This window comes from Leisingera sp. CC-HEC093 (genome assembly GCF_059429195.1).
On the sequence record NZ_JCAIJR010000001.1, the window covers coordinates 726341 to 740384 of the forward strand.

The window sequence follows — 14044 nt, forward strand, 5'->3', positions numbered from 1 at the left end:
ACGAAAAAGCCCCCGCTGATCTCTCAGCGGGGGCTTTGATTTTTGGAACCGGGTGCGCTCTCACCGCTTTTGCAGGCAAAAACGGCTGCTGCGCACGCGGCGGCTGAGCCGCCGTTTACCAGTCTTCGCGGACCACGACGCGGGTCTTGACCGGCAGCTTCATCGCGGCCAGGCGCAGGGCCTCGCGTGCGACTTCGTCGGTGACGCCGTCGATCTCGAACATTACGCGGCCAGGCTTAACCTTGGCTGCCCAGTAGTCCACGGAGCCTTTACCTTTACCCATACGGACTTCGGTCGGCTTCGAGGTCACCGGAGTGTCCGGGAAGATACGGATCCAAACACGGCCCTGACGCTTCATGTGGCGGGTCATGGCGCGGCGGGCAGCCTCGATCTGGCGTGCAGTCACACGCTCAGGCTGGGTCGCCTTCAGGCCATAGGTGCCGAAGTTCAGGTCGGAGCCGCCTTTTGCCAGGCCGTGAATCCGGCCCTTGTGCATCTTGCGGAATTTAGTGCGCTTTGGCTGAAGCATCTCAAATCCTCCTTAGCGACGGCCGCCACCAGCACCACGGGGTGCAGGGCCGTCCTGGATTTCTTGTGCTTTACGGTCACGCGCCGAAGGATCGTGCTCCATGATCTCACCTTTGAAGATCCAGACCTTGATCCCGATGATCCCATAGGGAGTCATCGCTTCGGAGTGTGCGTAATCGATGTCGGCACGCAGGGTGTGCAGCGGCACGCGGCCCTCACGGTACCATTCGGTACGCGCGATTTCCGCTCCGCCCAGACGGCCAGCGACGTTCACCCGGATACCCAGGGCGCCCATGCGCATGGCGTTCTGCACGGCCCGTTTCATGGCACGGCGGAAGGACACACGGCGCTCCAGCTGCTGAGCGATGGACTCGCCGACCAGCTGTGCGTCCAGTTCCGGCTTGCGCACTTCAACGATGTTGAGGTGCAGCTCGGAGTCGGTCATCTTGGCCAGCTTCTTGCGCAGGACTTCGATGTCCGCGCCTTTCTTGCCGATGATGACGCCCGGACGGGCGGTGTGAATGGTCACGCGGCATTTTTTGTGCGGGCGCTCGATGATCACGCGCGCAATGCCTGCCTGCTTGCATTCGTCCTTGATGAACTCGCGGATTTTCAGGTCCTCGAGCAGCAGATCACCGTAGTCTTTGGTGTCGGCGTACCAGCGGCTGTCCCAGGTGCGGTTCACCTGCAGGCGCATGCCGATCGGATTGACTTTCTGACCCATTAGGCTTGCTCCTCAACTTGACGCACCTTGATGGTGATCTCCGCGAACGGCTTCAGGATTTTGCCGAACCGGCCACGGGCACGCGGACGGCCGCGCTTCATGGTCAGGTTCTTGCCAACCCATGCCTCGGCGACGATCAGTTCATCGACGTCCAGGTTGTGGTTGTTTTCAGCATTCGCGATGGCGGACTGAAGGCATTTCTTCACGTCCTGCGCGATCCGCTTGTTGGAGAAAGTCAGGTCGGTCAGGGCCTTCTCGACTTTCTTGCCGCGGATCATCTGAGCCACCAGGTTCAGTTTCTGCGGGGAGGTACGGAGCATGCGCAGTTTTGCCATTGCTTCGTTGTCTGCCACGCGGCGGGGATTCTTTTCCTTACCCATGACTTACTTCCGCTTCGCTTTTTTGTCAGCGGCATGGCCATAATAGGTGCGGGTCGGCGAGTACTCACCGAACTTCTGACCGATCATGTCTTCCGAGACGTTGACTGGGATGTGCTTTTTGCCGTTGTAGACACCAAAGGTCAGGCCGACGAACTGCGGCAGGATGGTGGAACGGCGCGACCAGATCTTGATCACTTCATTGCGGCCCGATTCACGCGCTGCTTCGGCCTTTTTCAGGACGTAAGCATCAACGAAGGGGCCTTTCCATACGGAACGTGCCATGGATTAGCGGCCTTTCTTCTTGGCGTGGCGCGAGCGAACGATGAGCTTCTGCGACGCCTTGTTTTTGTTGCGGGTCCGTTTGCCCTTGGTCGGTTTGCCCCAGGGGGTCACCGGGTGGCGGCCACCGGAGGTCCGGCCTTCACCACCGCCGTGGGGGTGGTCGATCGGGTTCATGACGACACCACGCACAGAAGGACGCTTGCCCTTGTGGCGCATACGGCCGGCTTTACCGAAGTTCTGGTTCGAGTTGTCCGGGTTCGACACGGCACCGACGGTGGCCATGCATTCCTGACGCACCAGGCGCAGTTCGCCCGAGGACAGGCGGATCTGAGCGTAACCGCCGTCACGGCCAACGAACTGAGCATAAGTACCGGCTGCACGGGCGATCTGGCCGCCTTTGCCGGGCTTCATTTCGATGTTGTGAACGATGGTACCGATCGGCATGCCCGAGAACGGCATTGCGTTGCCCGGCTTGATGTCTGCCTTGGCAGACGCGACGACCTTGTCGCCAACAGCCAGACGCTGCGGCGCCAGGATGTAGGCTTGTTCGCCGTCTTCGTATTTGATCAGCGCGATGAATGCGGTCCGGTTCGGGTCGTATTCGATCCGCTCAACGGTGGCCGCTACATCAAATTTGTTCCGTTTGAAGTCAACGATCCGGTAGAGGCGCTTTGCGCCGCCGCCACGGCGGCGTGCAGTGATCCGTCCGGTGTTGTTCCGGCCGCCCGATTTGGTCAGACCCTCAGTGAGAGATTTGACCGGACGCCCTTTCCAAAGCTCCGAACGGTCGATCAGAACCAGCCCACGCTGGCCCGGCGTCGTCGGCTTATACGACTTGAGTGCCATGCTTTCTGTCTTCCGTTTAGCGTGCAGGCCCTTAGGTTCTTGTCTTTGGACCCGCTATGTTTAAGGCCCCCGTAGGTGCCTGAGTTATAGGGCCCCGAAGGTCCCCAAGTTCGAACATCCTGACAAACGTAACGACCCCGGAACGAATCCGGGGTCTGCAGGATGGGTGGCGTTTAGCAGTGATGCAGAGGGGAGTCTAGGGGGCTATGACTGCGCCTCTGCAACAACTTGTGACTTTAACAAAATAGTTTTTACGCTATCCTCTATTGTCGCGCTAAGGTTTTGTTAGTAGATGCCCGCCATCTTGTCAGTGACTTGTCATTTCATCGGCGTTGCAGCGCCTTTATGACGGATAACTCCGGCAATGGGAAATAACGTGTTCCCAGCGCCCATGCCGGAACCGGACGTACGCGCGAACGTGCACCGGTTTCGGCCAACTACATGATGTCGCCATTGGATTTCTCCTTCTCACGAATGCAGAGATAAGTCTGCGTCTCGTGAAAACCCCTCATAGGTCTTCACCTTAGAAGCCATTGAGGAATGGAGATGACGACGGGCATCCGCTATCCAAGCAACACTTTTCCGCTAGGCACGTCAAGCAAGAATCCGCCTATGCGTGCGCTGAACTAAGCTATTGTTAAGGGCGGCGCACGATACTACATAACCCTCAGCACGAGTCACGACATTTTTTTCTTTGCGTGCGGGCGCAGGCATGCCAACCTACACGTACAGGGAGAAGACAAAAAATGAATATTCCAGAGCAAGTACGGGAGCACCTTGAGGCAGCCGTCTTCAAAGCCTTTCCCGAAGAGTTGGTAACCGAAATTAAAATAGAAGAAGTCATCGCGGATGCAGATGCCGGAGAAATTCGCATCACCCTGTTGGTGAGCACAAGCGTCGATCCTACACAGTTTGCAGAAAGTTATTTTGGCCTAACGGGTAAAGTTCGCCGTTCGCTCGCGCGTGAAGGTGAAAAGTGGGGCAAGTTTTTCCCCATTATTACCCCTTCAATCGGGCATGAGGCGCATGCCTGACTCTCAGTTACCTGAAAGTCTCATTCAAACTGCCAAGAAGCTACTCGACGAAGATCATGCTGACATTTCACAAGCAGATCTGAGGAGAGCAATTAGCACTGCCTACTTTGCGGCTTTTCACGCGTTGGCGCGGGTGTCAGCAGACAGCCTAGTTGGCGATGATCATGCTAGTCGCCCCAACCGAGCTTGGGTCGAGGTCTATAGAGGCTTGTCACACGGGTCCAGTAAGGATGCCTGCTCGAAAGCCAAATCAATTGGCTTTCCAGAGGAGATTGAAGGCTTCGCAGACATTTTTGTACAGCTGCAATACGCCAGAAAGCGCGTGGACTATGACCCCACGTGTCGACCCACAAAGAGTGAAGCCTTGCAGTGGGTAGCCATTGCGGAAGTCAGCATAAACCGACTTCTTGCAGCTAACGCAAATAGCAAAATTGCCTTCGCCACCTGGGTCCTAATAACCAGCCCAGGCGCAGCCCAAGCAAGAACGGCAGTCAAAGACAAGGTTGGGCCGGAATTGGGTCTACCTGCCCAATCCTAACCTCCGCCATTCGGATCACGGCGCGGCGGACCGCGCCCTTGGTTCCGCGCCGAGAGCAAGATCACAGCTCAGCGCTTTTATGGCCGTTGCGCACCTACCGTGCGCAGGGCTTCGCGGATCTTAACCGGCAGCGGCTATACCTTAAGGCAACGCTTCCTCAAGGACCCCGCCATGCCTGCAAGCCCCAAGCCCCGACGAAAAAGGCCCCCGCTTGCGCGAGGGCCTCTCAATCTTGTCAAAGACACGGGATCTCAGAGTCCGGTGGACACGTCGATGGTGTTGCCTTCTTCCAGGGTCACATAGGCTTTTTTCACGTCTTTACGCTTGCCCATCTGGCCGCGGAAACGCTTGACCTTACCCTTGGTGACGGTGGTGTTGACCGCTTTCACCTTGACGCCAAAGAGAGCCTCGACGGCTTCCTTGATCATCGGCTTGTTGGAGTCGATTGCCACCTCGAACACCACTGCGCCGTTTTCGGACGCCATGGTGGATTTCTCGGTGATGATCGGCTTGCGGATCACGTCGTAGTGTTCTGCCTTCACGCTCATTTCAGACGAGCCTCCAGTGCTTCGACACCCGCCTTGGTGAGCACCAGGGTGTCACGCTTCAGGATGTCATAGACGTTGGCACCGATGGTCGGCAGGATGTCCAGACCTTCGATGTTGCGCGACGCTTGCAGAAAGCCTTCGTTGACCGATGCGCCGTCGATGATCAGCGCGCGCTTCCAGCCCAGGTTTTTCACCTGCTTGGCCAAAGCTGCGGTCTTGCCTTCGGAAGCAGCGTCCTCGATGATGACCAGCTCGCCCGCTTTCGCTTTGGCGGACAGCGCATGGCGCAGGCCCAGCTTGCGGAACTTCTTGGTCAGCTCGTGGCCGTGCGAACGGACAACGGGGCCTTTGTAGATACCGCCCTTGCGGAAGATCGGCGCGTTGCGGTCACCGTGGCGTGCGCCGCCGGTGCCCTTCTGGCGGTAGATCTTCTTGGTCGAGTAGGAGGTCTCCGAGCGGGTCTTCACCTTGTGGGTGCCCTGCTGCGCATTGTTGCGCTGCCAGCGGACCACACGGTGCAGGATGTCCGCACGCGGCTCCAGGCCGAACAGGTCTTCGGACAACTCGATGTCGCCCGCTTTGCCGCCGTCCAGTTTGATCACGTCAAGTTTCATGCTTCACCACCTTCCGCGGAAGCTTCCGCAGTTTTCAGAGCGGCCGGGAAAGGCAGACCCTCGGGGGCTTTCTTCTTCACGGCATCCTTGACGGTAACCCAGCCGGATTTCGGGCCCGGAACGGCGCCCTTGATGAAGACCAGGCCGCGCTCGGCGTCGGTTTTCACCACTTCCAGGTTCTGGGTGGTCACGCGGGCTGCGCCCATGTGGCCGGCCATTTTCTTGCCTTTGAAGACCTTGCCCGGGTCCTGACACTGACCGGTCGAACCGTGCGAACGGTGCGAGATCGACACACCGTGCGAGGCGCGCAGGCCGCCGAAGTTGTGCCGTTTCATGGCACCCGCGAAACCTTTACCGATCGAGGTGCCGGTGACGTCCACTTTCTGGCCAGCCAGGAAGTGTTCGGCCGAGATCTCGGCGCCGACTTCGATCAGGCCGTCCGCGGGAACGCGGAATTCGACCAGCTTGCGCTTGGGTTCAACCTTGGCAGCTGCGAAAACACCGCGCATGGCTTGGCTGGTGCGCTTTGCCTTGGCGGAGCCTGCACCCAGCTGAACGGCGGTGTAGCCGTCTTTGTCTTCGGTGCGCTGAGCAACGACCTGCAGGCCGTCCAGGGACAGAACGGTCACAGGGATCTGCTTACCGTCTTCCAGGAACAGCCGGGTCATGCCGACTTTCTTTGCGATAATACCGGAACGCATAATCTATACCCTCCGATCTTACGACTGCAGCTTGATTTCGACGTCAACGCCGGCAGCCAGGTCGAGCTTCATCAGCGCGTCCACGGTCTGCGGGGTCGGGTCGACGATATCGAGAAGGCGCTTGTGGGTGCGGATCTCGAACTGGTCGCGGGATTTCTTGTCCACGTGGGGGCCACGCAGAACAGTGAATTTCTCGATCTTGTTCGGCATCGGGATCGGGCCGCGCACTTGCGCGCCGGTCCGCTTGGCAGTGTTGACGATCTCTTGCGTGGACGCATCCAGCACGCGATAGTCAAATGCCTTCAGCCGGATACGGATGTTTTGGCTTTGCATCGTACAGCCTTTTATTCAGGCGTTGGGGTTGAGAGGAGGGCCTGCGACCACCGCAACCCCTCATCGAACCCAAAAGGCGGGAATCATCCCGCCCCTATTCGCATCAGCGAACTCGCGCCCTATACGCCCTGCAGCCCCGAGTGGCAAGGGGGTTCGCGGCGAAACCGTTGCGTTTGGGGCGGGCGGTGCGTTTGGGGTTTGTTTACCTATCGTCACTTTCAAAATGAACAACTTGAAGCACAAGTCTCGAGGTCTCCAATCCTATTGCTTCACGGCTTTCCCTGAACCAACGTAGCGACGAACGAACGAACAAAATCCACCTCAAGAAAAGACAGAACAGCAGTCCCAACCACAAGAATAACCGCAGATGCTGTAACGGCATCCTGAAAGGCCCGTTCAAACTTGCTTGTACGTTTGACATTGAGTCGTGCTGTCAGAACTTCCTCATTCTTAAGATCAGGAAACTCATCCGGGTGCGCCAACCGGTATTGGTCATAATCGACGGTTTCGTGGTTTATGTTGTACCGACCTAGGATCTCGTCATACCTTCGAGCGAAATCTGGCAAGTCCAAGTCTTCTTCTTCCTTTGCGAGGAGTTCACGCCGAAGCGAGTTAACCTCGAGGGCGCATCTTTGAAATTGATCGGCCTTCACCATCCCTGAATTTGAGGAATGAAGTAGGGAGGACGACAGTATGAAAATCGATAGCCCTACCGTGACCAAAGCAATGAAGCTCTCAAAGTATGCAGCCATGTCGATGAACTTAGGCATCAACGTTATCACAACGACCAAGGAAGACGCATAGGCAATGTTCCGAGTTGAGCGCCTTTCACTACGCTCAAGACGCTTAGCAGCGTTGAACCGGACACCTTTTGTACGTTTCATGTCCTTCAACAATTTTTCGCGTGCTTCGATTTTTTCTTTAGACACTAGCTCAACCTGCTCAATTAACCTTTCTAGATCAAATGAATAGAACTTCGGGCAAAAAACACAACCCATAGTCCTGCGCCCCTCTATTCAAACCGGTTTATGCAAATACTGGAGAATGGAACTACCCCGCCCGGACGCCCCGCGTTCGGGCCGCGCCCGGTCATGTCCTGGCGTTGGTGCATAGAAAAAGGGCCGCTCGATTGAGCGGCCCTTTCTTAGATCAGAACCGAGTGGCTCTCAGCGGTTTTCCGTCGGAAAACCGCCTGCCGCCACTGTTTCCAAAATCACTCAGTAATTTTGGAAACGACGCCGGCGCCGACGGTGCGGCCGCCTTCGCGGATGGCGAAGCGCAGGCCGTTTTCCATCGCGATCGGCGCGATCAGTTCCACGTCGAACTTCAGGTTGTCGCCCGGCATCACCATCTCGGTGCCTTCCGGCAGGGTCACGGTGCCGGTCACGTCGGTGGTGCGGAAGTAGAACTGCGGACGGTAGTTCGCGAAGAACGGGGTGTGGCGGCCGCCTTCTTCCTTGGTGAGGATATAGGCTTCAGCTTCGAACTTGGTGTGCGGCTTCACGGAGCCCGGCTTACACAGAACCTGGCCGCGCTCAACGCCGTCACGGTCGACGCCGCGCAGCAGCGCGCCGATGTTGTCGCCGGCTTCACCGCGGTCCAGCAGTTTGCGGAACATTTCCACACCGGTGCAGGTGGTGGTGGTGGTGTCGCGGATGCCGACGATTTCGATCGAGTCGCCAACGTTGATCACGCCGCGCTCAACACGCCCCGTAACAACGGTGCCGCGGCCGGAGATCGAGAACACGTCTTCGATCGGCATCAGGAACGGCTGGTCAACCGCGCGCTCGGGGGTGTCGATGTAGTCATCAACAGCCGCCATCAGCTCTTTGATTTTCTCTTCGCCGATTTCCGGCTTGTTGCCTTCCATTGCGGCCAGAGCGGAGCCTGCGATGATCGGGATATCGTCGCCCGGGTACTCGTAGGAGGACAGCAGCTCGCGGATTTCCATTTCGACCAGCTCCAGGAGCTCTTCGTCGTCGACCTGGTCCACTTTGTTCATGAACACGACCATCTTCGGGATGCCAACCTGGCGGCCCAGCAGGATGTGCTCGCGGGTCTGCGGCATCGGGCCGTCAGCAGCGTTCACAACCAGGATCGCGCCGTCCATCTGCGCCGCACCGGTGATCATGTTCTTCACATAGTCGGCGTGGCCGGGGCAGTCGACGTGCGCGTAGTGGCGGTTGTCGGTCTCGTATTCCACGTGCGCGGTCGAGATGGTGATGCCGCGGGCTTTTTCTTCCGGGGCGCCGTCGATCTGGTCGTAGGCTTTGAAGTCACCGAAGTATTTGGTGATAGCCGCGGTCAGAGTGGTCTTGCCGTGGTCAACGTGGCCGATGGTGCCGATGTTGACGTGCGGTTTATTGCGTTCAAACTTTTCCTTAGCCATGATGGCCTCCTTTTGTTTCGAGAGGGGTCCGCAACACTTGCGAACCCCCTTATTTGCTGACGCTTACGCGAATTTCGCCTGGATCTCTTCCGAGATGTTCTGCGGAACCGGTTCGTAATGGTCGAACTGCATGGTGAACTGGGCGCGGCCCGAGCTCATCGAACGCAGGGTGTTGATGTAGCCGAACATGTTCGCCAGCGGCACAAACGCGTCGATCGCGATTGCGTTGCCGCGGTTCTCCTGGCCGGACACCTGGCCGCGGCGGGATGTCAGGTCGCCGATGATGCCGCCGGTGTATTCTTCCGGGGTGATCACTTCGACTTTCATCACCGGCTCGAGCAGTTTCGCACCAGCCTTGCGCATGCCTTCACGCATGCCCATGCGGGCGGCGATTTCAAAGGCCAGAACCGAGGAGTCCACGTCGTGGAACTTACCGTCGATCAGGGCAACCTTGAAGTCGATCACGGGGAAGCCGGCCAGCGGGCCGCTGTCCATGACGGACTGGATGCCTTTTTCGACGCCCGGGATGTATTCCTTCGGAACCGCACCGCCAACGATACGGGATTCGAAGGAGTAGCCTTCGCCTGCTTCTGTCGGCGAGATGATCAGTTTCACCTCGGCAAACTGGCCCGAACCACCCGACTGTTTCTTGTGGGTGTAGGAATGCTCGACCTCTTTGGAGATGGTCTCGCGGTAGGCCACCTGCGGCGCACCGATGTTGGCTTCAACCTTGAATTCACGCTTCAGACGGTCAACCAGGATGTCCAGGTGAAGTTCGCCCATGCCCTTCATGATGGTCTGACCGGACTCAATGTCGGTCTCGACGCGGAAGGAGGGGTCTTCGGCAGCCAGACGCTGCAGACCCTGGGACATTTTCTCCTGGTCGGCCTTGGTTTTCGGCTCAACCGCGATCTCGATCACCGGATCCGGGAAGGTCATGGTTTCCAGAACGACGGGGTCGTTGACGGCGCAAAGGGTGTCACCGGTGGTGGTGTCCTTCAGGCCTGCCAGCGCGATGATGTCGCCCGCGAACGCTTCCGTGATTTCCTCACGGTTGTTCGAGTGCATCATCATCATCCGGCCAACGCGCTCTTTACGGCCTTTGGTCGAGTTCAGCAGCGTGTCGCCCTTGTTCAGGACGCCGGAGTAGATGCGGGTGAAGGTCAGCGAGCCGACAAACGGGTCGTTCATGATCTTGAACGCCAGACCAGAGAACGCCATTTCGTCGTCCGCGCGGCGGGCGATGTCACGGGTTTCAGTCTCGTCGCCGGGTTTGAAGCCCATGTAATCAACAACGTCCAGCGGGCTGGGCAGGTAGTCGATCACAGCGTTGAGCAGCGGCTGAACGCCTTTGTTCTTGAACGCGGAACCGCCCAGGACCGGCACAAACGCCAGTTCCAGGGTGCCTTTGCGCAGCAGTTTGCGCAGGGTCGGCACGTCGGGCTCTTCGCCTTCCAGATAGGCTTCCATCGCGTCGTCGTCCATTTCGACGGCCGCTTCGATCATCTTGCCGCGCCATTCGTCAGCCATGTCCTGCAGGCTTTCGCGGATCGGTGCTTTGACCCACGACGCGCCAAGGTCTTCGCCCTGCCACAGCCATTCTTCCATGTTGACCAGGTCAACCAGGCCTTCCAGCTCGGTCTCGGCGCCGATCGGCACACCAACCGGAACCGCGCGGGCGCCGGTACGGTCTTCGATCATTTCAACGCAGTTGAAGAAGTCGGCGCCGATCTTGTCCATCTTGTTGACGAACACCATGCGCGGAACCTTGTAGCGGTCAGCCTGACGCCACACGGTTTCGGTCTGCGGCTCAACACCGGCGTTGGCGTCCAGAACACAGACGGCACCGTCGAGAACCGCCAGCGAACGCTCGACTTCGATGGTGAAGTCAACGTGGCCGGGGGTGTCGATGATGTTCAGGCGGTGCTTGGGCGAGTCAGCGGTCTGACCGTCCTCGGTGCGTTCCCAGAAGGTGGTGGTCGCAGCCGAGGTGATGGTGATGCCGCGTTCCTGTTCCTGCTCCATCCAGTCCATGGTGGCTGCACCGTCGTGCACCTCACCGATGTTGTGGGATTTGCCGGTGTAATACAGGATGCGCTCGGAGCAGGTGGTTTTACCTGCATCGATGTGCGCCATGATACCGAAGTTACGGTACAGTTCGAGCGGATATTCGCGTGCCATAGGTCTAGGTCCTCTAGCTTACCAGCGGTAATGGGAGAAGGCTTTGTTGGCCTCTGCCATCTTGTGGGTGTCTTCGCGTTTCTTAACCGCGGTGCCACGGGACTGGACAGCGTCCAGCAGCTCGCCTGCAAGGCGCTCTTCCATGGTGTTTTCGTTGCGGTTGCGCGCGGCAGTGATCAGCCAGCGGATGGCCAGCGCTTCGCGGCGCTCGGGGCGGACTTCAACCGGAACCTGGTAGGTCGCACCGCCAACACGGCGGGAGCGGACCTCGACGGACGGTTTGATGTTGTCCAGCGCTTCGTGGAAGACTTCAACCGGAGCGCGCTTGATCTTGGTCTCAACGCGGTCGAACGCGTTGTAGACGATACGCTCTGCGACCGACTTCTTGCCGTCGATCATCAGGTTGTTCATGAATTTGGTCAGAACGCGGTCGCCGAACTTGGCGTCGGGCAGAACTTCGCGTTTTTCAGCGGCGTGACGACGTGACATATCAGCCTCTCCTTCTTACTTAGGACGCTTCGCGCCGTACTTCGAGCGGCGCTGCTTACGGTCTTTGACGCCCTGGGTATCCAGAACACCGCGCAGGATGTGGTAACGGACACCCGGAAGGTCTTTTACACGGCCGCCGCGGATCAGAACCACAGAGTGTTCCTGAAGGTTGTGGCTTTCACCGGGGATGTAGGAGATCACTTCGTAACCGTTGGTCAGGCGGACCTTCGCAACTTTCCGCATAGCGGAGTTCGGTTTCTTCGGAGTGGTGGTGTACACGCGGGTGCAGACGCCGCGCTTCTGCGGGCACTGCTCGAGGTGCTGGGACTTCGAAACTTTACGCTTCGGCTGACGCGGCTTGCGGATCAGCTGCTGGATCGTTGGCATTCAGGTATTCCCCGTTTAGCAACTTGTCATGCACGCCGGCGCGTGCGGGTGATTTCGCTGCACCTGTGCGTCCACAAGCGCAAAAACCGCAATCGCTCCCATTCCGAGGTGAGACGACGCGGTGTGTTTACAGAGGATCCGGGTGGTAAAAGTGCCCGGACCTTGAGCCACTGCAATTTTGAATTCGGCTTTCGAAGAATACACTCCGGGTGCCGGATAGGCGCGCATATATTGGGAGTCGCGCAGGTTGTCAACAGCAGCCGGGCCGCCCTGCCCGCGCGCCCGCCGGATTACCGTGTTCCGGCAGTTGCCAGGCGGCGCCCGGCCCGCCATAGTCGCTGCTGCAGGCATTGGCAACAAACGGATTTCATTATGCAGGTCATCGGGCTGTGCCGGTTTTCCTACCCGGCGCTCGGCGGGTTTCAGATCGAGCATGAAACCATCGAGGAACGGATCGCCTATCTCTACGCCGAAGAACGGATGCAAGAGCGGTTCCGGCTGTTTGAAACCGTCGCCCTGCCCGCCCTGCAGAAGCAAACCGATCAGGACTTCGACTTCATCCTGGTGATCGGCGACAGCCTGCCCCGGGCGCACCGGGACCGGCTGCACGACCTGACCGCCGGCATGCCCCAGGTGACGATCCGCGCTGAACCGCCTGGCCGCCACCGCTCAGTCATGCAGAACCTGTTGAATGCCGCCCGCACCGACCGGGACAAGCCTTGCCTGCAGTTCCGGGCCGACGACGACGACGCGGTGGCAACCGATTTTGTCGAGCGGCTGCGGGAAACCGCGCGCGACTGCGCTGCCCTGTTTGCCAGGACCCACGCCGCTGCCATCGACTTCAACCGGGGCTATATCGCGCAATTCGGCCCCGAAGGCATTGCAGCCGCCCCCGCCATCAGCCCCTATGCCACCCCGGCGCTGGGAATGTATGCCGCCGGCGGCACCCGCCGCTCAATCATGAACTTCTCCCACCACCGCATCCACCATCACATGCCCACGGTCACCATCACCGATATGCCGATGTGGGTGCGCAGCCACAACGGCTACAACGATTCCCGGCAGCGGCGCGCCAAGGAAGTGGAAGTTGCGCCGCTGACCGTCAAGGAGGAACGGGAGTTTGCGACCCTGTTCGGCATCAGCGCCGGCAAGGTCCGCGAAGCGTTCAATGCAAAGCAGAGCGGGACCTGCGGCTGACCTGCCGTTCGCGGTAAAAGGTGAAAATCCCTGCACACGCGACTATGGCGGCCCCCGCCAGGGTCACCGCGTCCGGCCATTCACCGAACACCAGCCAGCCCAGCAGCAGCGCCCACAAAAGCCCGCTATAGCGCAACGGCGCGATCACCGCGATCTCGCCCACCCGCATGGTCATAACCGAGCACAGGTAGCCGCCGAAGATGAACAGCGCCGCACCCGTCAGGATCAGAAGATCACTGCCGCTCACCGGCTGCCAGTCCACCACCGCTGAAGCGGCGATCCCGAATACCAGCACCGACACTGAGGACGCCAGGGTCACGGTCATCGACGACACCTCGGGCGGCATCCGGCGGGTGACCAGGTCGCGGGCGGTTATACAGGCCACCGCCGCCAGCGCATAAAGCGCACCGTCGCTGAACCCCTCCGGCCCCGGCCGCACGATCAGCAGCATGCCGCAGAAGCCCGCGGCAATCGCCGCCATCCGGCGCCAGCCCACCGGCTCCTGCAGGAACAGCGCCGCGCTCAGCGTCACCGCCAGCGGCAGCACCTGCAGCACCGCGGTGACATTGGCGATCGGCATGCGCATCAGCGCGGTCAGGAACAGATAGGTGGCCGACACCTCGCCCGCACAGCGCAGGGCGATCATCCCCCAGGCGCGGCCCGGCAGCCGGACCCGCAGGCCGCCCAGCCGCAATGCCAGAAGATAGATCAGGAAACTGGCCGCAATGCCCCGGATGGTCAGGATCTGCGGCAGCGGCAGCGCGCCGCCGATCAGCTTTACCAGCGCATCGTTGAACGTATAGGCCGCCATCGCCCCGGTCATCAGCAGCGCACCGGTCTGGTTCGGGGTCATCGCCGCCCCGCTGTAATTAT

18 protein-coding genes are annotated in these 14044 nt (G+C 59.5%); 3 read left to right on the top strand and 15 right to left on the bottom strand.

The window, feature by feature from the left end; genetic code table 11:
* Positions 1 to 115: 115 nt before the first annotated feature.
* From rplP to rplB, 5 genes are read right to left on the bottom strand one after another with little or no spacing between them, the layout of a single operon-like run.
* Positions 116 to 529: a 50S ribosomal protein L16 gene (rplP, locus tag AC5STB_RS03565; protein WP_495441612.1), complete on the bottom strand. Its 414-nt coding sequence runs from the start codon at positions 527 to 529 to the stop codon at positions 116 to 118.
* Between the two features lie 12 nt (positions 530 to 541).
* Positions 542 to 1252, bottom strand: coding sequence for a 30S ribosomal protein S3 (gene rpsC, locus AC5STB_RS03570; protein WP_495441613.1), 711 nt, complete (start codon positions 1250 to 1252; stop codon positions 542 to 544).
* A complete protein-coding gene (gene rplV / locus AC5STB_RS03575) occupies positions 1252 to 1632 on the bottom strand; it encodes a 50S ribosomal protein L22 (protein ID WP_008557868.1) in 381 nt (126 codons plus the stop codon). The genes rpsC and rplV overlap by 1 nt, the downstream gene beginning before the upstream one ends.
* A gap of 3 nt (positions 1633 to 1635) precedes the next feature.
* Positions 1636 to 1914: a 30S ribosomal protein S19 gene (gene rpsS / locus AC5STB_RS03580; protein ID WP_024088539.1), complete on the bottom strand. Its 279-nt coding sequence runs from the start codon at positions 1912 to 1914 to the stop codon at positions 1636 to 1638.
* A gap of 3 nt (positions 1915 to 1917) precedes the next feature.
* Positions 1918 to 2760, bottom strand: a complete 843-nt coding sequence (rplB, locus tag AC5STB_RS03585) for a 50S ribosomal protein L2 (RefSeq protein WP_019297986.1) — start codon at positions 2758 to 2760, stop codon at positions 1918 to 1920.
* A 746-nt stretch (positions 2761 to 3506) separates the two neighbouring features.
* On the opposite strand from rplB, the gene AC5STB_RS03590 reads away from it, so the two are divergent.
* Entirely contained in the window at positions 3507 to 3794 is a 288-nt protein-coding gene (locus AC5STB_RS03590; protein ID WP_495441615.1) for a hypothetical protein, read from the top strand.
* Positions 3787 to 4332 carry a hypothetical protein gene (locus AC5STB_RS03595; protein WP_259964740.1) on the top strand — a complete coding sequence of 182 codons (546 nt, stop codon included), beginning with the start codon at positions 3787 to 3789 and terminating at the stop codon, positions 4330 to 4332. The genes AC5STB_RS03590 and AC5STB_RS03595 overlap by 8 nt, the downstream gene beginning before the upstream one ends.
* A gap of 251 nt (positions 4333 to 4583) precedes the next feature.
* On the opposite strand, the gene AC5STB_RS03600 is transcribed toward AC5STB_RS03595, so the two are convergent.
* From AC5STB_RS03600 to rpsL, 9 genes are all read right to left on the bottom strand, one after another.
* Complete coding sequence (locus AC5STB_RS03600; RefSeq protein ID WP_039188990.1) at positions 4584 to 4880, bottom strand: 50S ribosomal protein L23; 297 nt, start codon at positions 4878 to 4880, stop codon at positions 4584 to 4586.
* Complete coding sequence (rplD, locus tag AC5STB_RS03605; RefSeq protein WP_495441616.1) at positions 4877 to 5494, bottom strand: 50S ribosomal protein L4; 618 nt, start codon at positions 5492 to 5494, stop codon at positions 4877 to 4879. Before rplD ends, AC5STB_RS03600 begins: the two co-directional genes overlap by 4 nt.
* Positions 5491 to 6195, bottom strand: a complete 705-nt coding sequence (gene rplC, locus AC5STB_RS03610) for a 50S ribosomal protein L3 (RefSeq protein ID WP_495441617.1) — start codon at positions 6193 to 6195, stop codon at positions 5491 to 5493. Before rplC ends, rplD begins: the two co-directional genes overlap by 4 nt.
* A gap of 18 nt (positions 6196 to 6213) precedes the next feature.
* Entirely contained in the window at positions 6214 to 6528 is a 315-nt protein-coding gene (rpsJ, locus tag AC5STB_RS03615) for a 30S ribosomal protein S10 (protein ID WP_019298501.1), read from the bottom strand.
* A gap of 269 nt (positions 6529 to 6797) precedes the next feature.
* On the bottom strand, positions 6798 to 7457 hold the full coding sequence (locus tag AC5STB_RS03620; RefSeq protein WP_495441618.1) for an SLATT domain-containing protein: 660 nt from the start codon (positions 7455 to 7457) through the stop codon (positions 6798 to 6800).
* Between the two features lie 284 nt (positions 7458 to 7741).
* On the bottom strand, positions 7742 to 8917 hold the full coding sequence (tuf, locus tag AC5STB_RS03625) for an elongation factor Tu (RefSeq protein WP_495441619.1): 1176 nt from the start codon (positions 8915 to 8917) through the stop codon (positions 7742 to 7744).
* Between the two features lie 63 nt (positions 8918 to 8980).
* A complete protein-coding gene (gene fusA, locus AC5STB_RS03630) occupies positions 8981 to 11098 on the bottom strand; it encodes an elongation factor G (RefSeq protein ID WP_495441620.1) in 2118 nt (705 codons plus the stop codon).
* 18 nt (positions 11099 to 11116) lie between these two features.
* A complete protein-coding gene (rpsG, locus tag AC5STB_RS03635; protein ID WP_495441621.1) occupies positions 11117 to 11587 on the bottom strand; it encodes a 30S ribosomal protein S7 in 471 nt (156 codons plus the stop codon).
* A 15-nt stretch (positions 11588 to 11602) separates the two neighbouring features.
* Complete coding sequence (gene rpsL, locus AC5STB_RS03640; RefSeq protein WP_019298617.1) at positions 11603 to 11974, bottom strand: 30S ribosomal protein S12; 372 nt, start codon at positions 11972 to 11974, stop codon at positions 11603 to 11605.
* 372 nt (positions 11975 to 12346) lie between these two features.
* On the opposite strand from rpsL, the gene AC5STB_RS03645 reads away from it, so the two are divergent.
* Positions 12347 to 13171, top strand: coding sequence for a putative rhamnosyl transferase (locus AC5STB_RS03645; protein ID WP_495441622.1), 825 nt, complete (start codon positions 12347 to 12349; stop codon positions 13169 to 13171).
* Here AC5STB_RS03645 and AC5STB_RS03650 read toward each other — a convergent pair.
* Positions 13140 to 14024 carry a DMT family transporter gene (locus AC5STB_RS03650; protein WP_495441623.1) on the bottom strand — a complete coding sequence of 295 codons (885 nt, stop codon included), beginning with the start codon at positions 14022 to 14024 and terminating at the stop codon, positions 13140 to 13142. The genes AC5STB_RS03645 and AC5STB_RS03650 overlap by 32 nt on opposite strands.
* Between the last annotated feature and the right edge of the window lie 20 nt (positions 14025 to 14044).

What these genes read in the sequence shown, in the direction of transcription:
- rplB (WP_019297986.1), bottom strand. Translation starts at nt 2,760, where the DNA reads ATGGCACTCAAGTCGTATAAGCCGACGACGCCGGGCCAGCGTGGGCTG.
- AC5STB_RS03600 (WP_039188990.1), bottom strand. Translation starts at nt 4,880, where the DNA reads ATGAGCGTGAAGGCAGAACACTACGACGTGATCCGCAAGCCGATCATC.
- rpsS (WP_024088539.1), bottom strand. Translation starts at nt 1,914, where the DNA reads ATGGCACGTTCCGTATGGAAAGGCCCCTTCGTTGATGCTTACGTCCTG.
- AC5STB_RS03590 (WP_495441615.1), top strand. Translation starts at nt 3,507, where the DNA reads ATGAATATTCCAGAGCAAGTACGGGAGCACCTTGAGGCAGCCGTCTTC.
- AC5STB_RS03595 (WP_259964740.1), top strand. Translation starts at nt 3,787, where the DNA reads ATGCCTGACTCTCAGTTACCTGAAAGTCTCATTCAAACTGCCAAGAAG.
- rpsJ (WP_019298501.1), bottom strand. Translation starts at nt 6,528, where the DNA reads ATGCAAAGCCAAAACATCCGTATCCGGCTGAAGGCATTTGACTATCGC.
- rpsG (WP_495441621.1), bottom strand. Translation starts at nt 11,587, where the DNA reads ATGTCACGTCGTCACGCCGCTGAAAAACGCGAAGTTCTGCCCGACGCC.
- AC5STB_RS03650 (WP_495441623.1), bottom strand. Translation starts at nt 14,024, where the DNA reads ATGACCCCGAACCAGACCGGTGCGCTGCTGATGACCGGGGCGATGGCG.
- rpsC (WP_495441613.1), bottom strand. Translation starts at nt 1,252, where the DNA reads ATGGGTCAGAAAGTCAATCCGATCGGCATGCGCCTGCAGGTGAACCGC.
- rplD (WP_495441616.1), bottom strand. Translation starts at nt 5,494, where the DNA reads ATGAAACTTGACGTGATCAAACTGGACGGCGGCAAAGCGGGCGACATC.
- rpsL (WP_019298617.1), bottom strand. Translation starts at nt 11,974, where the DNA reads ATGCCAACGATCCAGCAGCTGATCCGCAAGCCGCGTCAGCCGAAGCGT.
- rplV (WP_008557868.1), bottom strand. Translation starts at nt 1,632, where the DNA reads ATGGGTAAGGAAAAGAATCCCCGCCGCGTGGCAGACAACGAAGCAATG.
- rplP (WP_495441612.1), bottom strand. Translation starts at nt 529, where the DNA reads ATGCTTCAGCCAAAGCGCACTAAATTCCGCAAGATGCACAAGGGCCGG.
- tuf (WP_495441619.1), bottom strand. Translation starts at nt 8,917, where the DNA reads ATGGCTAAGGAAAAGTTTGAACGCAATAAACCGCACGTCAACATCGGC.
- fusA (WP_495441620.1), bottom strand. Translation starts at nt 11,098, where the DNA reads ATGGCACGCGAATATCCGCTCGAACTGTACCGTAACTTCGGTATCATG.
- rplC (WP_495441617.1), bottom strand. Translation starts at nt 6,195, where the DNA reads ATGCGTTCCGGTATTATCGCAAAGAAAGTCGGCATGACCCGGCTGTTC.
- AC5STB_RS03645 (WP_495441622.1), top strand. Translation starts at nt 12,347, where the DNA reads ATGCAGGTCATCGGGCTGTGCCGGTTTTCCTACCCGGCGCTCGGCGGG.